Consider the following 21,642-nt stretch of genomic DNA (forward strand, 5'->3'; position numbering starts at 1 on the left):
TCGGAGAATGGAGGATGGGATTATAGCACGGGATAGCTTGATTAAGAAGAAGGAGAGCGCCGAACCGGGGACCGGGACGACGGCCGCGCGAAGGAAAGTGTTCGGGAAGCTCGTCGAGGCGCTTGTGCTCGAGGGCGTGCTGACGGCGGACGCGCGGGAAAGCTGTCCGGGCGGCGTCTCCATATATAGATTGGAAGGAATGAACCGGCAGGGGAGACCTGTCGAATACGCGTTTGCGGCGAAGCGGCACGCGACGTTCGGCATGCTCCGCGTGATAGAGGGAGCAATCGAGAGGCGCGACGGCTTGGACAGGCGGGAAGCGGATGATTTAACCCTGTTCTTGGAGGAGACGGTCGCATCGGCGTATCCCGAGCATCCGATTCTGGCAACCTTCGCGGAAGAGCTCGAGGAGACGGTAAGGAAGGATGCGCAGTACGGGGGAAATAGCGGCGGGCAGGCTCGCACGGCGGACTACGAAACAGCCGATTTGCAGGAGATCGAGGCCTTATGCACGGACGGTCACCCTTACCATCCCTGCTACAAATCCAGAATCGGCTTCAGCGAGCGGGATAACCGGGCTTTCGGACCCGAATTTCGGCCGAAGCTTCGCTTGTTCTGGATAGCCGTTCCCCGCGGAGAAGCGATGTGGAGCGCCAGGGGCGAGTCGGATTGGCGCGATTTGGTATGCGGGCATCTGACAACACAGGAAATCGAGCGGTTCGATCGGGCGTTAGCGGCTAGGGGATTGAAGCCTGCCGATTATTGCTGCTTGCCGGTCCACCCGTGGCAGTGGGAGCAGCTGTCGGCCAGAGAGCCTGGCGGCATCCGGGAACGGCTGGTCCCGTTGGGGCAAGGGGAAGCGGCATACGAGCCCCAGCAATCGATTCGCACGCTGAGCGCGAGCGGTCATGGCGGGGGCGGGCAGCGCCCCGACCTTAAGCTGTCTCTCGGCATCGTCAATACCTCTTCGAGGCGAATTCTGCGCTCTCATTCCGTCGTAGCGGCGCCCGCGGTGTCGGAATGGCTGCAGGCCATCTTGGCTAAAGACGCCTATCTGTCGCAAGAAGTGCGGCTTATCGTCCTTCACGAGTACGCGGGCATTACCGTGCCCTCCGCGCAGGGAGAGCTCGGGGCGATCTGGCGGGAGAACGTGCGGAAGTACCTGGAGCCCGGGGAGGCGGCCATGCCGTTCTCCGCGATTGCTTCCATGGGCGGGGACGGCCTCCCGATCATCTCGAGGTGGGTGGAGGAGCAGGGCGCGGCGAGTTGGTTCGGGCTGCTGTTTCGCCGCTGCGTCCTGCCCGTCGTGCATCTTCTGGCCGCGCACGGCATCGTGCTCGAATCCCACGCGCAGAACATGCTGCTCATCCACCGCGGAGGGGTGCCGATCCGAACGGCGCTGCGGGATTTCCACGAAGGCGTCGAATATTACGCGCCATTTCTGCCGGCCAAGGAGCTTGTGCCGGATTTCGGCAGCATTCATCCGGCTTACGCATCGGGTAGGCTGGGGGATTTTTTCGAGATGTCCAGACTTGAAGATCTAAGCGAAATGATGATGGATGCGCTGTGGTTTATGAATATCGGCTACATCGTCATGTTCCTATCGAGCCGGTTCGCGGTATCGGAGGAAGAATTATGGGATGAGGCGGCGGGCGAGCTGCTTAGGTACAGGGCGGAGTTTCCTCATCTTCAGGAGCGGTTCGACGCGCTGCATCTATTCACGCCGGTCTGCCAGATCGAGCCTCTCGTGCAGAAGCGGATGTACGGCGGCACGCGGGTAACCCCCCGGCCGGCTCCCAATCCGTTATTCGAAGCGAAGATCCGAATCGAAAGCAGGGAGGGACATTTATATGCTAGTCGTTGACCAGGAACGGATTACGGCCGCGCAGCTGCGGGATATGCAAGACCGATTCGAAGCGCGAGAGCCTTTCGGGAGCGGCTTGCGCGGATTTTATGCCCTTTGCTCGAACGATCCGTTGTTCGTCGTAGCGATCGTCGCCCTTATGCGCCGCAGAGGCGATTCCGTTCTTCTCCTGCATGGGGATACGCCGCGCGATACGGCCGTAAGGTTAGCCGTGAAGGCCGGCTGCGCGGGACTGTTCGATCAATCGATAGAGGGGTACGCCGCGTTGCCTCCGTCCGGCGATGCCGGTCAAGGGGAACCTCTGATTCCGTCGTTATTCCAGTACAGCTCCGGCACGACGGGCGAGCCCAAGCTGATCGGCCGGCCATGGGAGGAGATCGGGGCGGAGATCGCGAGCTATAACGAGAGGCTTCGCTCGCGGGGGCTTGCGGGGGAGACGCCGGTCGTGCTCGCGTCCATCGCGCATTCGTACGGCTTGATCGCCGGCGTGCTGTCAGCCTTCGAGAGGGGCGTTCAGCCCGTCGTATGCGGCACCAAGCATCCGATGGCGATCGTCCGCCGCTTGGCGGAGCATCCAAACCATCTGCTGTACGCAGTGCCAGCGCTGCTGCAGGGCCTGATGCCTTTATTCGGGCGAGGCGGTGCACGTCTTCATGCGGTCGTCTCGTCGGGAGCGCCGATGCCTATCGGTCTCTACGAGCAGCTCCGCCAGACGGGCGCGACGCTTGTGCAGCAATACGGCTGCACGGAAGCCGGCTGCGTCAGCTTGGCCATCGGCATGGCGTCGCATGACGATCTGGGCGAAGCGCTTGGCCACGCGGAGCTGCATGCAACGGCGGACCCTGCGGAGCTGACCGTATCCGCGTTCGGGCGAGGCATCGCGACGGGCGACCTGGGCTGCATGGCGGCTGAGGGCCGGGCGCGATTCCTGGGCCGGATCGACGACCTCATCAACGTATCGGGCTTGAAGGTGATGCCCGCCGAAGTGGAGGAGGTGCTCGGGCGTTTGCCGGGAATCGCGGAGGCCGTCGTCTATCGCGGAGCGCATCCGGCCTCGGGCGAAACGGCCGTCGCCATGGTCGTCGCGAAGGAGGGAGCGACGGTTACCTCCGAGCAAGCGCGGGAGTGGTGCCTGCGTCATTTGCCGCCGTACAAGGTGCCGTCCGCCGTCCGCGTCGTCGAATTCATTCCGAAGATGCCTTCGGGCAAAATTAGCCGCAAGCTGCTTGCGCAAGGAGGAGCATGATGAGAATGGACAGGGAGTCGCTGCGAAGCGCGCTTCAGCAATTAATGATGAACAAATTCAAGCTGCCGATCGGTGAGCTGGACGACGGGCAGCGCCTGAACGAGGATCTGGCCGTCGACTCCATCATGATCATCCAGCTGATCGTCTTCCTCGAGGTCGACCTGCGCCTGCAGGTGCCGGATGAACAGGTGGATCCGAGAACGTTCGCCACAATCGGGTCTCTGCTGGACTTCATGGAGCAACTCGAGCCTTATCCGGCCGAGTCTGGCGCGGAGACGGCGCTGGAAAGCAGGTAACGGGGCATGGCGATCAAAGAAGAAGTAAGCATTAAGGTGCATTGCATCGTCAGCTGTCTGTGCGAGGTGCTGCGCGAGAGAAGCGGCATCGACTACCGGCCCTTCTACATGGGCCTGTGGGACGCGCCGTTCGACGTGACGGAGAGCGGCGAAGTGACCTATTACCAGCACGACCTCGACCATAGCCATTATTACGAATGGTTCGAGGATTTGTTCGGCGCGAAGGTGACGGAGTGGTACGACAAGGATTTGCCGGCGGAGAACAACCTGGCGACTATGCTGCGGCTGATCGAGGAGTGTCCTCCTGACCGCTATGTCATGGCGCAGATCGATATGTCGTTCCTCCCCGAGCGGGACAACAAGTTTCATCAGAAGCCGTTTCCCCACTTCCTGATGCTGGCCCACACGGAGGATCCGGAGGAATGGGCGATGATCGACCCCGACTTCCGGTGGCGCGGCACCGTTCCGCGGGCGAGAGCGGTCGAGGCCTTCGTCGGCAATCCGTTCGGAGGCGGATTTTACGTGGACTCGTCGCGGCTTAGGGAGGCGTCGCGGGAGGACGTGAAGCATTATTTTCACACGGTATTCCATTGGGAGAACGGCCTGACGGAGAAGCTTAAGGAGCTGATCCGCGCCATGGCGTCGGGGGAGAACGGCTTCTCCATCGGCATGATCGCCGGGGCGGTGAAGCAGCTGCCCGTGCTGGCCATCCGCAAATACAGCTACGAGCACGCGCTGATGTATTTTATAGATGAAACGGGCTCCGGCGGCGATACGTTCGAGGCTTACGCGGATCTCGTCGAGGAGCTTGTCCGGGGCTTCCACAACGTGCAGTATCTGGGGATGAAGATGGCGATGACCGGCAGCGCGAAGCTGCTGGAGCAGACGCTCGCCAAGCTGGAGGAGATGGACGCCCTGGAGCGGCGGATCAAATGCGAGGTGTACCGGCTGTACGGCCTATGGGAGGCGATGCGATGAGAATGTCGTTGTGCACGATTTCGTTCCGCCACCAGCTCGTATCCTTCGCCGCGATCGTCGATTATATGAAGAAAGAACGATTCGACGGAGTCGAAATGTGGGGCGTCCACGCGATGGGCATGTACGAGCAGGACAGGCGGGCTTCGGAGGAGCGGCTGTCGGAGCTGGAGGACGCGGGTATGTCGGTGTCCATGCTGAGCGACTATTTGGACATCGGTTCGGAGGAGGCGTTCGCGTCGGCGGAGCGGAAATGCGACAAGCTGATTCGCTTGGCGGAATGGCTCGGAACGCGCCGGATCCGAACGTTCGCGGGAGGCGTGTCCAGCGCCGCGATTGAATCGGCGGAACGGGAGCTCTACACCGAGAGGCTGAGAAAGCTTTGCCGGCGATGCGAAGGGCACGGCATGCAGCTGGTCGTCGAGACGCATCCAGGCACGCTTGCGGACAGTTTGGATTCGACCCTGACGCTGCTGTCGGACATTGGAGGCCATCGGCTGAAGCTGAACTTCGACGTTCTGCATGTCTGGGAATTCGGAGGCGATCTGATGCAGACGCTGCATGTGCTGGAGCCTTGGATCGAGCATTTCCATTTCAAAAATATCGCCTCCCCCAGCCGCGTATCGCTGTTCGAGCCGGGCAACATCTATTCGGCCTCGGGCGACCGGGACGGCATGGTGCCGCTGGCGCAAGGATTCCTGGATTACCGGAAGGTGGCCGAGGAGGCCGCGCGCATCGATTGCTTCGCCTCGCTCGAATGGTTCGGACCTTCCCCCTTCGAGGCGCTGAGCGTTGACGTCGCTTGGCTTCGGAAGCTGAGCTGGAGCTTCGCTCCATGATAATTTTGGCTAATCGTGGATAGGATAAAGCTAAAAACAAACCCGCCTGACGGCCGACCCGGTCATTCAGGCGGGTTTTGCCGTTGAGAATGAATCTCTATAAGGAAAGCCTACGGGTCGGTTCAAAACTTTTTATAGACAGAAAACGACGTATTTCATTGACCATGAAAGGCGGACTGTGGTAGTTTTAGAGCAGTATAAAAACCATAGTGGTATACTTGGAATTAATATCGAACGAAGATTTGATGCGAGGTGGATGTAGTTGCAACTGAAAGTGACGAACAGTCCGTTCACGGAAGCGCAGGCCGAGCTGCTGAACCAGCTGCTGCCGACTCTGACGGATACACAAACTCAATGGCTTAGCGGATTTTTGACCTTTTACCGGGCGGGTGCGGGATCATCCGAGGCGGCGGCGGCTATCGCGGCGCCCGTACTAGAGCAAGCGGTTACACCTGAAGCGGCTGCAGTGGCCGTGCCTGCCGTTCCGGCGGCTCCGCGCGAAGCGACGATTCTGTTCGGCTCGCAGACGGGCAACTCCCAGCGCCTCGCCGGCAGATTGGCGGATAAGCTGAAGGATCAAGGCTTCGAAGTGACGCTTTCGGCGATGAACGCGTACAAGACGAACGGACTGAAGAAGACGGCGCATTTGTTCATCGTGGCGAGCACGCACGGCGAAGGCGATCCGCCGGATAACGCGCTTACCTTCTACGAATTCCTGCATTCGAAACGCGCGCCGAAGCTGGACGGTATGAAATTCTCCGTTCTTGCGCTAGGCGACACGTCCTATGAATTTTTCTGCAAAACAGGCCAAGACTTCGATAAGCGTCTGGAAGAGCTGGGCGCCGAGCGCATCGCGGACCGCGTCGACTGCGACGTGGACTTCGAGGGTCCGGCATCCGAATGGCTGAGCCAAGTGCTGGCCGCGGCTAACGCTTCCGTGACGGGAGCGGCCGCATCGGCTGCCGTGCCGGCTGCCGCATCCGCAGCGACGGCGGCGTCCGCGGGCGAATCGCAATATTCGCGCTCGAACCCGTTCCAGGCGGAAGTGATCGGCACGATCAACCTGAACGGCAGAGGCTCCGACCGCGAAACGCGCCATCTCGAGCTGTCGCTCGAGGGCTCCGGCTTGACTTACGAGCCGGGCGATTGCGTAGGCGTCTATCCGGAGAACGATCCGGCGCTCGTCGACCAGATCATCTCGGTACTGGGCGCATCCCCGTCGGAGATCGTCGTGCCTGGCAAGGACGGAGACGAAGGCACGCTTCGTTCCGCGCTTCTGCGCCAGTTCGAAATTACGGTGCTGACGAAGCCGCTTCTCGAGAAGGCCGTTCCGTTCTCGCAGAACGGCAAGCTGGCCGAGCTCGTGAAGCCGGAGAACAAAGAAGAGCTTAAGGCTTATACGTACGGCAGAGACCTGCTGGATCTGCTGCAGGACTTCGGACCTTGGAAGCTTAGCGCGTCCGACCTCGTGTCGATCCTGCGCAAGATTCCGCCGAGACTGTATTCCATCGCGAGCAGCAACAAAGCGCATCCGGACGAAGTGCATCTGACGATTCGCAAGGTCGAATACGAGGCGCATGGCAGAGCGCGCGGCGGCGTATGCTCCGTGCATGTGTCGGAGCGTCTCGAAGAAGGCGGCACGCTGCCGATCTTCATTCAACAGAACCCGAACTTCAAGATGCCGGCGAATCCGGAAACTCCGATCATCATGGTCGGTCCGGGCACGGGCGTCGCTCCGTTCCGCGCGTTCCTCGAAGAGAGAGAGGAGCTGGGCACGGAAGGCAAAACATGGCTGTTCTACGGCGACCGTCATTTTGTCACGGATTTCCTGTACCAGACGGATTGGCAGCGCATGCTGAAGGACGGCGTGCTGACGAAGCTGGATGTCGCGTTCTCGCGCGATTCCAAGGAGAAAGTGTACGTGCAGCATCGCATGCTGGAGCAAGCCAAGGAGCTGTACGCTTGGCTGCAAGAGGGCGCGCACGTCTACGTTTGCGGCGACGAGAAGCATATGGCGCATGACGTTCATAACGCCTTGCTTACGATCATCCAGCAGGAAGGCGCCCTGGACGCGGAAGCGGCGAAAGCCTACCTGGCGGACCTGCAAGCTCAACAACGCTACCAACGCGACGTTTATTAGAAGAAGTTCAAAAAGTCCGCTTTTGATCACGAAGTATTCCAAGAGGCATAATCGACATCGAATCTTGAATTCAGCCGAAATTAAGCGAGTGCTTACGAAGCATGTTTCCTCCGGAAACATTGCAGGTGCTCACGTAGCTTCACTACGCTCCGCTCCTCAATTTCTAGCTTTATTCAACCTTCTCGGTGCTGAAAATCGAACTTTTTGAACCATATTTATATAAGATCAGAAGGATTGCGCTATTGTGCAATTTTGCATGCGCACAGGAAAGGAGCCCATAGCAACAATGGCGAAGGGACATAAAGTAGAGCCGGTCGGCGGACCGCCGAGCGACGTTGAACATTTGAAGATTGAAAGTAACTACCTGCGCGGGTCGCTCGTCGAGACGCTGCAGAACCGGATTACGGGCGGGATGTCGGAGCTCGACAACCGTCTGATGAAATTCCATGGCAGCTACATGCAGGACGACCGCGACGTGCGCAACGAACGCCAGAAGCAGAAGCTGGAGCCTTCTTACCAGTTCATGCTCCGCGTCGTGGCTCCGGGCGGCGTGTCGACGCCGGCGCAGTGGCTTGTTATTGACGAGCTGGCCGATAAGTACGGCAGCGGCAGCATCCGCGTCACCACGAGGCAAGCCTTCCAGCTGCACGGCATCTTGAAGTGGAATTTGAAGGAGACCATCAAATCCATCAACGAATCGCTTCTGACCACGCTGGCGGCCTGCGGCGACGTGAACCGCAACGTCATGTGCAACCCGAATCCGTATGAATCCGAAGTGCATGCCGAAGTCATCCACTGGTCGAACGAGATTACGAAGCATCTGGCTCCTCGCACGCCGGCCTACCATGAGATCTGGCTGGATGGCGAGAAGGTCGTCGACAGCTCCGAGATCGTGAACGCCGTGGAGGGAGTAGATCCGGTCGAGCCGATCTACGGACCGGTCTACTTGCCGCGTAAATTCAAGATCGGCATTGCGGTTCCTCCGTCCAACGACGTGGACGTCTTCTCGCAGGATCTTGGCTACATCGCCATCGTCGAGAAGGGCAAGCTGGTCGGCTTCAACGTTGCGGTCGGCGGCGGTATGGGCATGACCCACGGCGATAACAACACGTATCCGCAGCTTGCTCGCGTCATTGGCTTCATTAAGCCGGAGCAAGTGCTGCAAACGTCGGAGAAGATCGTCACGATCCAACGCGACTACGGCAATCGTTCGGTGCGGAAATACGCGCGTATGAAATATACAATCGACCGCCATGGTCTGGACTGGTTCGTAGCCGAGCTGCAAGAGCGCCTCGGCTGGGAGCTGGAGCCGGCTCGCGAATACAGCTTCGAGAGCACGGGCGACCGCTACGGCTGGACGAAAAACAAAAACGGCCGCTGGAACCTGACGCTGTTCGTGAACAGCGGACGGATCGCGGACCAGGACGGCTATCTGCTGAAAACGGCGATCCGCGAAGTGGCGAAAATCCACACCGGCGATTTCCGCCTGACTGCGAACCAAAACCTGATGATCGCGAACATGACGGCAGCAGGGAAGAAGAAAATCGAAGCCATCTTGCAGCAGTACGGCATTACGGACGGCAGCCATCTGTCCGCGCTGCGCCGCAGCTCCATCTCCTGCGTCGCTCTTCCGACTTGCGGACTGGCGATGGCGGAAGCGGAACGCTACCTGCCGACGCTCGTCGACAAGCTGGAGCCGATCCTCGAAGAGGTTGGTCTTCGCGAAACCGACATCAACATCCGGATGACGGGCTGCCCGAACGGCTGCGGCCGTCCGGCGCTTGGCGAAATTTCCTTCATCGGCAAATCGCCGGGCAAATACAACATGTACATGGGAGCCGGTTTCTCCGGCGACCGTCTGAGCAAGCTGTTCCGCGAGAACATCGGCGAAGACGACATTCTCGACACGCTGACTCCGATCATTAAGCACTATGCGGCGGACCGCGAGCAGGGCGAGCACTTCGGCGACTTCGTCGTCCGCACGGGCTATGTGAAGCCGGTGTACAACGGACTTGAATTCCATAGCTAATTCATAATGAAAGCGCAGAACCGGATTTCTCCGGCTCTGCGCTTTTTGTGTTGGCTGGGATATAAAACGGCGAACTTTATCTGAACCAATGCTTCACGCGCTTGACCTTGGTAAAACCGAGATAGCGATAACGATTCTTGACTTCTTGTATGGGGTCTTTGTCGTAGCGAATGACAATGCCGTAATGGATGGGCGTGGGCTCTTTTTCGTTGTCCTTGTTCATAATAGCAGCTGTCATGTCCTTGCTGGGTAATTGCGGCTCAATGGTTGCGTCGTGCAGCTCCATTATTTGAGTAGCGGGGTCAGTCTCCTCTTCGAAAAATTGTACGAGATGAGGAGAATCATAAGTGATGCCGAGCCGCGCATAATCCGGTGTCTGCCCGTCGTTAACTGTAACGCTTAGAATATCTATAGCCGATTTGCTTTTATTCACTATCTCAACCGTGTAAGCCTTATACATATCGGCCGAATTCGTATATACGGTCAGGCCAGTGTCATCCAACGGATCGGCGCGCTGATACCAAATCACCGCGGCAATCGCAGCGACTAATATAAAAGCTCCAAACGCCGCGGCAAGCCACCTCATCGACTTAGTTCCCTTCAATAGCATCACCTCTCCCCAAGTAACCCCCAGAACACTATACCATATTTTACCTAATTAGGGTTGATTTCTTGTTGCTTTTGGCGGTAGAGTACATAGGAACGGGAAGCTATACTTGCTGTGCACAAAGCTCGGAGAAGGCCATGTTTTCAAAATTGTGCGTTTTGACGATATCGGGGTATAGTGGATAACGAGGCAATATGCTATCGTTTGGGAAGAAGCGACTTCAAAATTCCGAATAAGGTGGTACATAAACATGGCAACCAACAAAAAAGCCCAGAAGGGCGGTTCTCGTTATTTCGTGATTTATACGGCGGTCATCATTATCGTGGCCGTCGCTTTGTTCGTCATTAACCAGCAGTCAGGCAATAGCGGCGGAGAAACCAATATTCTCGACAGCGCGCCTTCGACCACAGCTCAGCCCGTCATGGGCGATACGAACGCCAAAGTGTCGATCGTGGAATTCGGCGATTACAAGTGTCCGTCCTGCAAGTCCTGGGGAGAGACCGTATGGCCGCAGCTTAAGGCGGATTACGTGGATACGGGCAAGGCGACCTTCTCGTACATCAACGTGTTGTTCCACGGCGAGGAATCACAGGTCGGCGCAATTGCGAGCGAATCGATGCTGAAGATGTATCCGGAGCAATTCTGGGATTTCCACAAAAAGCTGTTCGACGCGCAGCCAGCCAACCATGACAGCCATTGGCTGACGGAAGCGAAGGTGCTCGAGGTGGCCAAAGCGTCCGTGCCGGATCTCGACGAGACGAAGCTAAAAGAAGTCATGGCGAGCGAAGAAGCGGGGCAGCTTGTCCAGCTGGACTCGATTCTGGTGAACCAATTCAACCTTCAGTATACGCCGACGATTATGATCAACGAAATCGAAATCAAAGATCCTTTCGATATAAAAGCGATCCGCGCGGCGATCGAGCAAGAGCTTGGCGGCGAGCAGGAGCAGGAGGCCTAACATGGAGTTCATGCGGCGCAACGTCTTGTATTTCGCTTGGCTGGTCGCGGTCGTCGCGACGCTGGGCAGTCTTTATTTTAGCGAAATCAGAGGGTTCATTCCGTGCGAGCTATGCTGGTATCAGCGCATCCTGATGTACCCGCTCAGCGTCATCCTCGGCATAGCGGCCTTCTACGACGAGCATGCCATCCGGAAATACGTGCTGCCTCTGTCCATTCTCGGCATGCTCGTGTCCGCATTCCATTATATGGAGCAGAAGATTCCGGGCTTTGCGGCAATCAAGCCATGCACGCAAGGCGTGCCCTGCAGCGGCATGTACATCAACTGGCTGGGCTTCATCACGATTCCGTTTCTTGCGCTGACCGGCTTTACGCTTATTACGATTCTGCTTCTTGTGTTCAAGAAGAGATAAGAGGAGGCTTCAGGCATGTCCGGCAGCTTGCTGCTCATAGAAGACGACGCGTCGATCAGCGAAATGGTGGAAGGGTATTTGGCCAAAGAAGGCTATACCGTCACGACGGTTAACGACGGCGCCAAGGCCCTCCGCGCGTTCGACGCCGGAAGCTACGACTTGGTTCTGCTCGATCTGATGCTGCCGAACGTAGGCGGTCTCGACCTGCTGCAAGGCATCCGCGAACGCAGCAAAGTGCCAATCCTCATCCTGTCCGCGAAGGACGGCGAGGTGGATAAGGCGCTCGGTCTCCGGTTCGGCGCGGACGATTATATCGCCAAACCGTTCTCTCTGCTGGAGCTGGCGGCGCGCGTCGGCGCGTCGATCCGCAGGGCGACGCAATACGCGGGGGCCGAGGCTTCCGAGGCCGCTCCTCCACGGGCTAAGCTGCTCACGGTCGGCGAGCTTAGCGTCGATCCGGATAATTTTACGGTGACCAAGCGCGGAGAGGACGTCAAGCTGACGGCCAAGGAATTCCACATCCTGAAGCTGTTCATTCAGCATCCGACGCGGGTCTATACGAAGGCGCTGCTCTACCAGCTCGTCTGGAACGAAGAATATTACGGGGACGAAAACGTCATTAACGTACATATGCGAAGGCTGCGGGAGAAGATCGAAGACGATCCGTCGAACCCGCGCTACATTCGCACGCTTTGGGGAATCGGCTACAGACTGGGGGAAGGCTGACATGATGATGGCCGCCGGGATCGCGCTGATTCTTCTTTTTTTGTTGCTGTATATTATGGAACGACGCAAGAATCAAGCCGCGCGACGTCATTTGGCTTATGTAGCCATGAAGCTGGACGAAATCGCGGGCAGGGAGGAGCGTTCATCCGAGCGGGTGCAGCTGATGACGGAGCAGACCGAGCTCCGGGAGCTGCTGCAGGCGGTCAACCGCTGGCTGGATATCGCGGATAAGTCGGCTGCGGACTATGCGAAGACGGAGAGGGCGATGCGCAAGATGCTGTCCAACGTCTCCCATGATCTCAAGACGCCGCTAACCGTCATCTTGGGTTATGCCGAGATGCTGGAGCGCGGGCCCGATCTGCCTGCGGAGGAACGGACGCGCCTGCTGGGCCAGATCCACCGGAAATCGCTTGAGGTGCTCCGGCTGATGAACGAGTTCTTCGACCTGGCGAAGCTGGAAGCCGACGATTCCGAGCTTCCTCTCGAGGTTCTTGATGTCGGCGAGCTGGCGAGAATGCGGATTCTCGACTATTACGACCTGCTGGCGGCGGAGCGTTACGAGGTCGACATCGACATCGCCGATGTCCCGCTGCTTGCTTATGCCAACGAAGAAGCGGTATCCCGCATCCTGGATAATTTACTCTCCAACGCCGTCCGTTATGGGAGAACGGGCCATTATTTGGGCTTGACGGTCACGCGCAGAGACGGGAGCATTCTGATCGAGGTGGCCGACCGGGGCCCCGGTATTCCGCTGCAAGAGCAGCCGCGCATCTTCGAGAGACTGTATACGCTGGAGGATTCGCGCAACCGGAACGTGCAGGGCAGCGGTCTCGGCCTGACGATCACGAAGCGGCTCACGGAGCGGATTGGCGGCAGCATCAAGCTGCAAAGCGTGCCCCATGTCCGTACGAGCTTCGTCGTGCGGCTTCGCGAGGCGGAACAGGCGGCTCTCGGGACGGAAGTAAGAAATAAGTAAGATTTCGGTAAGAAAGAAGAGAGCGGCCCGCGCTAAGATAAGGACATAACGAAATCAAGCGGGAGAGTGAAGAAATGACGGATGTAATCCGGACGCGGCTGCTGACCAAAACCTTCGGTCGGCAGGACGTCGTATCGAATGTGACGATGAAAGTAAGGAAAGGCGAGATTTACGGATTTCTGGGACCGAACGGCGCAGGCAAATCGACTTTGATGAAAATGCTGCTGGGTCTCGTGAAGCCGACAGGAGGCGAGATTGAACTGTTCGGCGAAAGACAGCTTCCCGGCGCGGTTGAGCCGCTGAAGCGAATCGGGCATATGATCGAAGCGCCGGTCTTCTACGAGAAGCTGACGGCGGAGCAGAATCTGGAGCTTCATGCGGAATACATGGGGTACTACCGCGCGGGAGCGGCAAAGGAAGCGCTGGACCTCGTGCAGCTAATCGGCGTCGAGAACAAGCCGGTAAAGCAGTTCTCCCTAGGCATGAGGCAGCGTCTGGGCATCGCGCGAGCCATCATGACGCGGCCGGAGCTGCTTCTGCTGGACGAACCGATCAACGGACTTGATCCGGAAGGCATTCAGGAGATGCGCGTTCTGTTCCGCAGGCTTCGCGACGAGCTCGGAACGACGCTTCTCATCTCCAGCCATCTGCTGGCGGAGGTGGAGCAAGTGGCGGATACGGTCGGCATTCTCGATCGCGGCCGTCTGCTTCAAGAGGTGTCCATGGAGAGCATTCGCCGCTCCAATACGGATTACGTGGAGATCAAGACGTCGAACGCCCAGCAGGCCGCGCTCGTGCTCGAGGAGAAGCTGCAGATCCGGCATTACAAGATCATGGGCAGCCATATGCTTCGCGTATACGACGCGGACGTAACGCCGGAGGCGCTGTCCAAAGGGCTTGTTCTGAACGACGTTTCGGTGGAGTCGATCATTCGGCGCCATCATTCCTTAGAGGAATATTTCCTCGAATTGACTCGCGGAGGTGGCGGCCATGCGGCATTTGATCAAGCTGGAGCTTAAGAAAGGGAAGCTGTTCTCTTATATTGGCGGATCGCTGCTGGCTTATGGCATATTGGCAGGCTTCCTCATGCTCATCTATATGGTGGAAGGGCCAAGCCAGGAAGAAGAGGTATTCCGGGACTACGGGGAAATGCTGCTCCTGATCGACACGCTGGTGCGCGCGACGTTCATCATCTATGCTTCGGCGCTCATCTCGCGCTCGATTATCGGCGAATTCCGGGACAAAACGATGGCGCTGCTGTTCACTTATCCGGTCAGCCGGAAGAAGATCATCTTCGCCAAGCTGATCATCGTATTCGTATGGACGTTCGCGAATATTATGATCGCCAACGCGCTGATCGGCGGCTTGTTCCTCGCGGTGAACTCCGTCACGGGCTACGTCGACGACACGGTGACGACAACGATTCTGCTCCAACACGGCGCGCACGTTCTGACCCACGGTATTGCGGCCGCCGGGATGAGCTTGCTTCCGCTGGCGGTCGGCATGCGCAAGAAGTCCGGAACCGCGACCGTCATCAGCTCGATCTTCATCGTGATGATCGTCTGCTCCAACAATATGGGCTTCAGCTTAAGCTCCATCATTGCCATTCCGCTGTCGCTCGGCGCGCTGGGGATTCTGCTCACTTACCTGAGCTTCAGGAACATCGACCGCGTGGACGTGGTGTAATCAACGGAAGGCCGGCTGCCTGGTATGGGCAGTCGGCTTTTTGGTCTCATCGCAAGTTTGTTTAATTGCGAGCGTACTCTTCTACTTCATTCGCAAATCGATTATCTATTTCCAACCGAATGAGTTCACGATGTTCCCGGTTGCCCTTGTCGTTCTAGGTAATAACGGCATAGGTTTTGCCTATTTGATTAAGCGTCAAGCTATGCGCTTCGTCGGTTAGCCCGCCCCCGCCTGTCTCATAATATCCCTTGTTTCCGATAGAGCCGGTTCCCCTCAAATACGCCTCCCCCTTTTGAGGACCAAAAAAGTCATTATAAAATTCAATTTGGATTTCGTTATCAATTTGACTGAGATCGCCTAAATAATAAACCTTGGCGGAGCCTGCTGCACTAAACGTGGGGGAAATCGCAATTTGGTAATCTTCTACCCTCCAGCTTTGAGTCTCGCCCTTCATCTGCAATAGGAAATACTTGTGTTCAATCGTTTTTGGAAACAAATGATGCGTAATGAGGATCAAGACGGTTATAAAGGATAATGAAGCCAGAATGAATATCAAATTTTTTCTCAACGGATGCACTCCCTTACATTGGAGCACGATTCTGTCAGTAATGGGGACAGAACGCCTCCCAGATTTCATGCACCTTATATACTAACGCTGTGAACAAGCTGTAAGTTGTTCAGGAATTAAACCGCAAGATTGTAACGTTTCCTGTACCGCGTCTTGTGCTATAACTAGAGAAATAGGCGAGATTGGGGGCGGGGCAGTGGACAGCGGGAAAGAATGGGGTTGCAGCATGGTGCTGCAGGTGCCGGAAGCGTTCAGCTTTGGGCAAAATATCGGGTATTTGGCGCGCTCGGCGAACGAGTGCTTATATCGCATCGAAGACGGCTTTGTCTATAAGGCGATCGAGACCGACGGACGGACGGCCGTCATGCAGGTCGGCGAATCGCCGGACGGGGGGCTGCAGCTTCGTCTGCTCGGAGCGGGGGATTATGCGGATGGCAACGGTGGAGAGAGGCTGCTAGAGGCAGCCGGCGCTTACGTCCGGGAGTGGTTCGACCTGGAGCGGGACTTGTCGCCGTTCTATCGGCTGGCCGGAACGGACCCGCTGCTCCGCGAGCCGGCCAGTAAGTTCTACGGTCTGCGGCTAATGGGCATTCCCGATCTGTTCGAAGCGTTATGCTGGGGAATCATTGGGCAGCAGATCAATCTGGCGTTCGCGTATACGCTCAAGCGAAGGCTGGTGGAGGCGTTCGGCCGCCCCGTCGATCAGGACGGACATCACCACTGGCTGTTCCCGACGCCTGAGAGGATCGCTTCGCTGCAGATAGCCGACCTCGAGCCGCTCCGGATGACCGTGAAAAAGTGCGAGTATTTGATCAGCGTGGCCGAGGCCGTCGCTTCCGGCGTCCTGTCCAAGCAGGGACTGGTGGACGAGGGGAGTCTGAAAGGCGCCGAAAAAAGGCTGACGGCGATGCGCGGCATCGGGCCATGGACCGCGAACTACGCGATCATGCGCTGTCTCCGGCTGCCGGACGCGTTCCCGATCGACGATGTCGGCTTGCATAACGCGATCAAGCATCAGCTCGGCATGGAACGCAAGCCGACGAAGTCCGAGCTGCTAGAGCTGTCGCGGGGCTGGAGCGGATGGGAAGCGTATGCGACGTTTTATTTGTGGAAACTCTTGTATTGATGGAAGAAGCCAAGAGAGGGTGAGCGTCCCTGTCTTGGCTTTCTTCTATTTGTTAGTGTGATTGTGGCAAATTGTTATGTTATTTGGCGCTGCTTGCTCAAGGTGGCGTACAGCTTCTCAGGCTAGTCATCCGCATTTATGAATAAGCTTTTTTCGAAGAGTAACGTGCCGATTTACAGTCACCTAACAAAACATAACAAAATAAGAATTGACCTGGATGTTTTGTTGATTTAAGATTTGTTATGTATTTGTTATGTGCGTTGTTAGCGATCATTCACATAATTGGAGGAGAGAACGGGATGACAGCATCGAAGAGCAAAGACGTAAACGTCGAATTAAATCAGTGGATGTTCAAAGCAACCACGGAGCAGGAGTGGCTCCCGGCCGTCGTGCCCGGCTGCGTGCATACCGATCTGCACCGCAACGGCAAGATTGCCGATCCGTTCAACAAGACGAACGAACATGATCTGCAATGGATCGACAAAATCGATTGGGAATACAAAACGACCTTCGATTTGACGGAGGAGCTTCGGAGCGAGCAACATATCGAGCTCGTCTTCGACGGATTGGACACGTATGCGGATGTCTCCTTGAACGGTCAACACATCTTGTCCGCCGACAATATGTTCCGCACTTGGCAGGTGGAGATCGGCAGCTTAGTCCAAGAGAAGGGCAACGAGCTGCATATCCGGTTCCGTTCGCCGATTCAGGAGGATCTGCCGAAGCTTAAGAAGCTTGGCTACAACTTGCCGGCGTCCAACGACCAGTCCGAGCTCGGCGGACTTGGCGAAGACAAGGTGAGCGTATTCGCCAGGAAGGCGCCTTATCATTACGGCTGGGACTGGGGCCCTCGCTTCGTCACGAGCGGGATTTGGCGGGAGGCGCGCATCGTCGCATGGTCTGATGTCCGCGTGAACGACGTATTCGTGAAGCAGGAGCAAGTGACGGCGGAAGCGGCACAGTTGTCCATTGAGATCGAGGTAGAGAGCGCGCACGACGGCGAGGGAGTAGTGAAGGTAAGCGACGGAAGCGGCGCGGAGTGGACGGTGGCCGCGGCTCTGAAGCAAGGCGTTAACCGAGTAACCGTACCCGCGTTCATTGAGCAGCCGAAGCTCTGGTGGAGCCGCGGACAAGGCGAGCAGCATCTGTATACGTTCCTGGCCGAATTCGTGCCGGCAGGCTCGAAGGATGCCGCGGCAAGCAAGAGCGTTCGCACGGGGCTGCGCTCGATTCGGCTGGTAAGGGAGAAGGACGACGTTGGGGCCAGCTTTTATTTTGAGCTGAACGGGGTTCCGATCTTCGCCAAAGGCGCCAATCACATACCGAATGACAGCTTCGTTACGGAAGTGACGAAGGAGCGGTATCGCCATGAGATTGCTTCGGCCGCTGAATCCGGAATGAACATGCTCCGCATATGGGGCGGGGGCATCTACGAGCAGTCCGCGTTCTACGAGCTGTGCGACGAATACGGCATTCTCGTCTGGCAGGATTTCATGTTCGCCTGCAGCATGTACCCGTGGGACGAGGCATTCCTGGAGAGCGTGAAGCTGGAAGCGGAAGAAAACGTGAAGCGCCTGCGCAACCATCCGTCCATCGCGCTCTGGTGCGGCAACAACGAGATCGACTCGGCTTGGCAGCACTTCGAGGAAGAGGGGGGCTGGGGCTGGAAGAAGTGGTATAACGCGGAGCAGCGCGAAGCGATCTGGGCCGGTTACGAGAGCATCTTCCACCGGATTCTGCCGGAGGCCGTATCCGCGTTCAGCCACGGCATCGACTACTGGCCGTCGTCCCCGATGATCGACCTGACCGGCGACAAAGGGCAGCATGCGCATCCGCTGTCCACGGAAGGGGACATCCATTACTGGGGCGTCTGGCACGCGGTAGAGCCGTTCGAGAATTACAACAAGAAGGTCGGACGCTTTATGAGCGAATACGGCTTCCAATCGTTCCCCGAATACGACACGGTTCGAACGTTCGCGGACGAGAGCGACATGGAGCTGGAATCCAAGGTCATGCTCGCGCATCAGAAGAACGGCAACGGCAACCGTCTGATCAAGGAGTACATGCAGCTGTATTTCAGCGTGCCGAAGGACTTCCCTTCCTTCCTGTACATGAGCCAAGTGCAGCAGGGCGAAGCGATGAAGATGGCGATCGAGGCGCACCGGAGACGGATGCCGTATTGCATGGGCTCCCTCTACTGGCAGATGAACGACTGCTGGCCGGTCGCTTCCTGGTCGGGCATGGATTACTACGGCAAGTGGAAGGCGATGCAGTATTATGCCAAAAACAGCTTCGCCGAGCTGCTGCTGTCGTTCGAGCGTACCGATGACGGGGAGCTCCGCGTCTATGCGGTGACGGATCGTCTGCAGCCGCAGGAAGGCAAGTTGACGCTCTCGCTGTATTCGTTCGGCGGCGAATTGCTCCGCTCGGAGGAGAAGGCGGTTCGAGCGGAAGGAGGACGTTCTTCGCTCGTCTATGCGGCCGCAGAGCAAGAATGGCTGGCCGGCCGCGACGCCGGCAGCGTCGTGCTGGTGGCGGAGCTCGCGCAGAACGGAGCGCTTGCTTGCCGGAGCGAGTATTATTTCGCCCGTCCGAAGGACCTGGCGCTTGCGCCGGCGAGCATTCGGGTGACGGAGGTCGAAGGCAGCGGGGGAACGCGCTTCCTGATCGAATCCGACTCGCTCGCCAAGCAGGTATGGCTGCAGGCGGAGGAAGAGGGACTCTTCTCCGACAACTTCTTCGACGTCGTTCCGGGCGTGCGCAAGGAAGTGGAATTCCGCAGACGGGAAGCGGGAGAGGCGTTCGGCTCGCCGGCTCGCGCGGGTAATGTGACGGCCAGGTCGATGATCGACTTCTTGGCGGTTAAATAGCGATATGGAGGAAGGCGGCGCAGATGATGCGCCGCCTTCTTGCGTGTGAGTAAGTAAGTCTAGTAGCCTGAACGGCTGCCGCCGTGATGTCGCATTCGCCCCAATAAGCGTGTCACGCTTATTCGCTCCAACTGGCCGCCCATCGCCCCAATAAGCGCGTCTGACACGCTTATTCGCTCACGATCCATGCAGTTTTGTTGAACTATCGACGGTTCCTACTCCGGCTCCCGCACTTGCTTATAGTATTGCCCCGGTGATACGCCCGTGAACTGCTTGAACACCTTGCTGAAATAATAAGGATCGTTCAGACCGGTCAAGTAGCCGATCTCCCCGAAGCTCATATGAGTGGCCCGGATAAGCTCTTGTGCGTGCTGGATTCGGACTTTGTTCACGTACCTCGTGATCGTATAGCCGGTCGTTTCCTTAAAGATCCGATTCAAATAATCGTAGTTTGATTCGAATTCCCGCTCGATGAGCCCGCTGCCGATTTTGTCCGTGTAATGCGTGTGAATATAGTCAAGAAGCGCGTGTACCTTGGCGACGGCTTTGGAGCCTTTGCCTCCTTCATGCTGCAGCATATGGAGAAAATAGTCCCGCGACAGCTCGATCAGCAGCTCCGAGAACCGGAGGGCGGTCAGTCCGCGGTTATAATGCTTGCGGCGGTACAGCAGCAGCAGCTCGTTCATGGCATGGACGGTTTGCCGAAAGCCGGTTTTGTCGAAAATAGTGTGGAATTTCGGAAAGTAGTAGTGGCTCTCCTCCTCGCTGTCCGCGCGGTTCTCGAGCAGCGCTTGTTTGGCGAGCTCGACCGGATCGAGCGCCGGGGCGGCAACCATCTCGGGGTGCCGAAAATGAAAATAATAGTAGTCGCAGGTTGCTTTCCGAGTGCCCTCATGATCGAGTCCGGGCTCGAGAAGCAGCGAATCGCCGCGTCTGAGCACGTATTCGACGCCGTTCTCCCGCAGATGCAGCTCCCCGCTCTTGACGATGTACAGGATGTGCTCGTCTGTGTTGCGGAAAAAATGAATCCAAGGCGACTTGTATTCGACGTAGCCCATGAGCACGATTTTCGGAACTAACTCCACGTTCATCCTCAGCATGCGGAAGCACATCCTTCACCATTAAAAAGTCGGTATTGTACAAAAAGGGTATCGATTTCGCATTTTCGATCATTCTATCACACCCTATACTGATGGTGAACGTTCAAACAAAAATGTTGATGCGAATGGATGGTGCAAATGGAGAAGCTGAGAATCGGCGTCATCGGGCTGGGCGGCATCGCGAATTATCATATTTGGGGCATCGGGCAGAGTCCCGACGCCGAGCTGTGGGCTATCTGCGACGTGAACGAGAAAGCGCTTGCGGAGAGAGGAGAGACGCTGGGCATTCCCGAGGAGCGCCGGTATGCGCGCCATGAGGACATGCTGCGGAATGGCGAGATCGACGCGGTCATGATCGGCACGCCGAACTTTAACCATTTCCAAGTGGCCTACGACGCCATTCGGTTAGGGAAACCGTTCGCTCTGGAGAAGCCGATCGCATTGGACACGAAGGAGGCACGCATCCTCCGCGACGAACTGGCGAAATCGCCGGTTCCGCACATGGTCTGCTTCACGTACCGGTACAAGGCGGCGGCGCGTTACGCCCGGCAGTTGATTAGGGAAGGCAAACTGGGACGAATCCATCACGTATACAGCCAATATCTGCAGAGCTGGGCGATCGACGAGAAGCTTCCGCTCGTATGGCGCTTCAGCAAGGAATTGTCCGGCTCGGGCGCGCTTGGCGATCTGGGCTCGCACATTCTCGACATGCATCGTTTCCTGGTTGGAGAGACGGACAGCGTCGTTGCCCATGCGGACACGATCGTGCGGGAGCGCGACCTGCTGAGCGGCGAAGGCAAAGGCGAGGTCGACGTGGATGATTTCTGCCACGTGCTGGCGCGGATGGAAGGCGGCATCTCGTCCTCCATGCAAATCTCGCGATTCGCATACGGGCGAGGCAACTACCAGCAGATCGAGATTTACGGCTCGCGCGGCTCGCTCGTCTACAACCTCGAGGAGTCGGATACGCTGCAGGTGAACTTCGAGGATGAAGAAGGCGGCTTCCGAACCATCGAGATTCCGGAGGATTGCAAGGCGGAGCAGATGCAGTCGTTTTTCAACCTGCTGCTTGGCCGCGGGGACGGGCTCGATGCGACGATCGAGGACGGGTATATCAATCAGCGCACGCTGGACGCGATTGTCGAGTCGTTCGAGCAGGGGCGCTGGGTTTCGGCGTTGGAGCCGGAAATCGGGCAGGGTGCCTAAAAACATTTTGGAGGGGAA

The 21,642-nt window shown here is 57.6% G+C and carries 19 protein-coding genes; 16 read left to right on the forward strand and 3 right to left on the reverse strand.

Annotated features, from left to right (window positions below; translation table 11 throughout):
• The first annotated feature begins 7 nt into the window (after positions 1 to 7).
• The 7 genes from NQZ67_RS24955 (at position 8) to cysI (ending at position 9,389) form a co-directional block, all read left to right on the forward strand.
• Positions 8 to 1,864, forward strand: coding sequence for an IucA/IucC family protein (locus NQZ67_RS24955; RefSeq protein WP_257451328.1), 1,857 nt, complete (start codon positions 8 to 10; stop codon positions 1,862 to 1,864).
• Positions 1,851 to 3,110: an AMP-binding protein gene (locus tag NQZ67_RS24960; RefSeq protein ID WP_257451330.1), complete on the forward strand. Its 1,260-nt coding sequence runs from the start codon at positions 1,851 to 1,853 to the stop codon at positions 3,108 to 3,110. The genes NQZ67_RS24955 and NQZ67_RS24960 overlap by 14 nt, the downstream gene beginning before the upstream one ends.
• Complete coding sequence (locus NQZ67_RS24965) at positions 3,107 to 3,406, forward strand: phosphopantetheine-binding protein (RefSeq protein ID WP_257451332.1); 300 nt, start codon at positions 3,107 to 3,109, stop codon at positions 3,404 to 3,406. The genes NQZ67_RS24960 and NQZ67_RS24965 overlap by 4 nt, the downstream gene beginning before the upstream one ends.
• A 6-nt stretch (positions 3,407 to 3,412) precedes the next feature.
• Positions 3,413 to 4,384 (forward strand): DUF6005 family protein, encoded by a 972-nt coding sequence (locus tag NQZ67_RS24970; protein WP_257451333.1) that lies wholly within the window; start codon positions 3,413 to 3,415, stop codon positions 4,382 to 4,384.
• Positions 4,381 to 5,220, forward strand: a complete 840-nt coding sequence (locus NQZ67_RS24975) for a sugar phosphate isomerase/epimerase family protein (protein WP_257451334.1) — start codon at positions 4,381 to 4,383, stop codon at positions 5,218 to 5,220. The genes NQZ67_RS24970 and NQZ67_RS24975 overlap by 4 nt, the downstream gene beginning before the upstream one ends.
• Before the next feature lie 262 nt (positions 5,221 to 5,482).
• Positions 5,483 to 7,360 carry an assimilatory sulfite reductase (NADPH) flavoprotein subunit gene (locus NQZ67_RS24980; protein ID WP_257451335.1) on the forward strand — a complete coding sequence of 626 codons (1,878 nt, stop codon included), beginning with the start codon at positions 5,483 to 5,485 and terminating at the stop codon, positions 7,358 to 7,360.
• Between the two features lie 286 nt (positions 7,361 to 7,646).
• Positions 7,647 to 9,389 carry an assimilatory sulfite reductase (NADPH) hemoprotein subunit gene (gene cysI, locus NQZ67_RS24985; RefSeq protein ID WP_257451336.1) on the forward strand — a complete coding sequence of 581 codons (1,743 nt, stop codon included), beginning with the start codon at positions 7,647 to 7,649 and terminating at the stop codon, positions 9,387 to 9,389.
• A 76-nt stretch (positions 9,390 to 9,465) separates the two neighbouring features.
• Here the strand turns inward: cysI and NQZ67_RS24990 are convergent, their stop codons facing one another.
• Positions 9,466 to 9,993, reverse strand: a complete 528-nt coding sequence (locus NQZ67_RS24990) for a hypothetical protein (RefSeq protein WP_257451337.1) — start codon at positions 9,991 to 9,993, stop codon at positions 9,466 to 9,468.
• 253 nt (positions 9,994 to 10,246) lie between these two features.
• Between NQZ67_RS24990 and NQZ67_RS24995 the strand changes: the two genes are divergently transcribed.
• The 6 genes from NQZ67_RS24995 to NQZ67_RS25020 all read left to right on the forward strand — a co-directional run bounded on the left by NQZ67_RS24995 (position 10,247) and on the right by NQZ67_RS25020 (position 14,754).
• Positions 10,247 to 10,954, forward strand: a complete 708-nt coding sequence (locus NQZ67_RS24995; RefSeq protein ID WP_257451338.1) for a thioredoxin domain-containing protein — start codon at positions 10,247 to 10,249, stop codon at positions 10,952 to 10,954.
• Position 10,955: 1 nt separating this feature from the next.
• The gene (locus NQZ67_RS25000) at positions 10,956 to 11,366 is read left to right on the forward strand and encodes a disulfide oxidoreductase (RefSeq protein WP_257451339.1); all 411 of its coding nucleotides are present in this window, start codon (positions 10,956 to 10,958) and stop codon (positions 11,364 to 11,366) included.
• Positions 11,367 to 11,381: 15 nt separating this feature from the next.
• On the forward strand, positions 11,382 to 12,092 hold the full coding sequence (locus NQZ67_RS25005; protein ID WP_306813055.1) for a response regulator transcription factor: 711 nt from the start codon (positions 11,382 to 11,384) through the stop codon (positions 12,090 to 12,092).
• A 1-nt stretch (position 12,093) separates the two neighbouring features.
• Positions 12,094 to 13,068, forward strand: a complete 975-nt coding sequence (locus NQZ67_RS25010) for a sensor histidine kinase (RefSeq protein WP_257451340.1) — start codon at positions 12,094 to 12,096, stop codon at positions 13,066 to 13,068.
• 74 nt (positions 13,069 to 13,142) lie between these two features.
• The gene (locus tag NQZ67_RS25015; RefSeq protein WP_257451342.1) at positions 13,143 to 14,087 is read left to right on the forward strand and encodes an ATP-binding cassette domain-containing protein; all 945 of its coding nucleotides are present in this window, start codon (positions 13,143 to 13,145) and stop codon (positions 14,085 to 14,087) included.
• On the forward strand, positions 14,059 to 14,754 hold the full coding sequence (locus NQZ67_RS25020; protein ID WP_257451344.1) for an ABC transporter permease: 696 nt from the start codon (positions 14,059 to 14,061) through the stop codon (positions 14,752 to 14,754). Before NQZ67_RS25015 ends, NQZ67_RS25020 begins: the two co-directional genes overlap by 29 nt.
• Before the next feature lie 154 nt (positions 14,755 to 14,908).
• On the opposite strand, the gene NQZ67_RS25025 is transcribed toward NQZ67_RS25020, so the two are convergent.
• Positions 14,909 to 15,322 (reverse strand): hypothetical protein, encoded by a 414-nt coding sequence (locus tag NQZ67_RS25025; RefSeq protein ID WP_257451347.1) that lies wholly within the window; start codon positions 15,320 to 15,322, stop codon positions 14,909 to 14,911.
• Between the two features lie 226 nt (positions 15,323 to 15,548).
• Between NQZ67_RS25025 and NQZ67_RS25030 the strand changes: the two genes are divergently transcribed.
• Positions 15,549 to 16,448: a DNA-3-methyladenine glycosylase 2 gene (locus tag NQZ67_RS25030; protein WP_257451387.1), complete on the forward strand. Its 900-nt coding sequence runs from the start codon at positions 15,549 to 15,551 to the stop codon at positions 16,446 to 16,448.
• A 299-nt stretch (positions 16,449 to 16,747) separates the two neighbouring features.
• Complete coding sequence (locus tag NQZ67_RS25035; RefSeq protein WP_371825357.1) at positions 16,748 to 19,318, forward strand: beta-mannosidase; 2,571 nt, start codon at positions 16,748 to 16,750, stop codon at positions 19,316 to 19,318.
• 215 nt (positions 19,319 to 19,533) lie between these two features.
• On the opposite strand, the gene NQZ67_RS25040 is transcribed toward NQZ67_RS25035, so the two are convergent.
• Positions 19,534 to 20,418, reverse strand: coding sequence for an AraC family transcriptional regulator (locus NQZ67_RS25040; RefSeq protein ID WP_257451349.1), 885 nt, complete (start codon positions 20,416 to 20,418; stop codon positions 19,534 to 19,536).
• 138 nt (positions 20,419 to 20,556) lie between these two features.
• Between NQZ67_RS25040 and NQZ67_RS25045 the strand changes: the two genes are divergently transcribed.
• Entirely contained in the window at positions 20,557 to 21,624 is a 1,068-nt protein-coding gene (locus tag NQZ67_RS25045; protein WP_257451351.1) for a Gfo/Idh/MocA family protein, read from the forward strand.
• Positions 21,625 to 21,642: the final 18 nt, after the last annotated feature.

The organism is Paenibacillus soyae (genome assembly GCF_024623455.1).
Classification (GTDB): domain Bacteria; phylum Bacillota; class Bacilli; order Paenibacillales; family Paenibacillaceae; genus Pristimantibacillus; species Pristimantibacillus soyae.

Excerpts from the sequence above, each read along its gene's own strand:
- NQZ67_RS25010 (WP_257451340.1), top strand. The coding sequence starts at position 12,094 with ATGATGATGGCCGCCGGGATCGCGCTGATTCTTCTTTTTTTGTTGCTG.
- NQZ67_RS25020 (WP_257451344.1), top strand. The coding sequence starts at position 14,059 with ATGCGGCATTTGATCAAGCTGGAGCTTAAGAAAGGGAAGCTGTTCTCT.
- NQZ67_RS25000 (WP_257451339.1), top strand. The coding sequence starts at position 10,956 with ATGGAGTTCATGCGGCGCAACGTCTTGTATTTCGCTTGGCTGGTCGCG.
- NQZ67_RS24965 (WP_257451332.1), top strand. The coding sequence starts at position 3,107 with ATGATGAGAATGGACAGGGAGTCGCTGCGAAGCGCGCTTCAGCAATTA.
- NQZ67_RS24975 (WP_257451334.1), top strand. The coding sequence starts at position 4,381 with ATGAGAATGTCGTTGTGCACGATTTCGTTCCGCCACCAGCTCGTATCC.
- NQZ67_RS24970 (WP_257451333.1), top strand. The coding sequence starts at position 3,413 with ATGGCGATCAAAGAAGAAGTAAGCATTAAGGTGCATTGCATCGTCAGC.
- NQZ67_RS25005 (WP_306813055.1), top strand. The coding sequence starts at position 11,382 with ATGTCCGGCAGCTTGCTGCTCATAGAAGACGACGCGTCGATCAGCGAA.
- NQZ67_RS25045 (WP_257451351.1), top strand. The coding sequence starts at position 20,557 with ATGGAGAAGCTGAGAATCGGCGTCATCGGGCTGGGCGGCATCGCGAAT.
- NQZ67_RS25015 (WP_257451342.1), top strand. The coding sequence starts at position 13,143 with ATGACGGATGTAATCCGGACGCGGCTGCTGACCAAAACCTTCGGTCGG.
- NQZ67_RS24955 (WP_257451328.1), top strand. The coding sequence starts at position 8 with ATGGAGGATGGGATTATAGCACGGGATAGCTTGATTAAGAAGAAGGAG.
- NQZ67_RS24960 (WP_257451330.1), top strand. The coding sequence starts at position 1,851 with ATGCTAGTCGTTGACCAGGAACGGATTACGGCCGCGCAGCTGCGGGAT.
- NQZ67_RS25035 (WP_371825357.1), top strand. The coding sequence starts at position 16,748 with ATGACAGCATCGAAGAGCAAAGACGTAAACGTCGAATTAAATCAGTGG.
- cysI (WP_257451336.1), top strand. The coding sequence starts at position 7,647 with ATGGCGAAGGGACATAAAGTAGAGCCGGTCGGCGGACCGCCGAGCGAC.
- NQZ67_RS24995 (WP_257451338.1), top strand. The coding sequence starts at position 10,247 with ATGGCAACCAACAAAAAAGCCCAGAAGGGCGGTTCTCGTTATTTCGTG.
- NQZ67_RS25030 (WP_257451387.1), top strand. The coding sequence starts at position 15,549 with ATGGTGCTGCAGGTGCCGGAAGCGTTCAGCTTTGGGCAAAATATCGGG.
- NQZ67_RS25040 (WP_257451349.1), bottom strand. The coding sequence starts at position 20,418 with ATGCTGAGGATGAACGTGGAGTTAGTTCCGAAAATCGTGCTCATGGGC.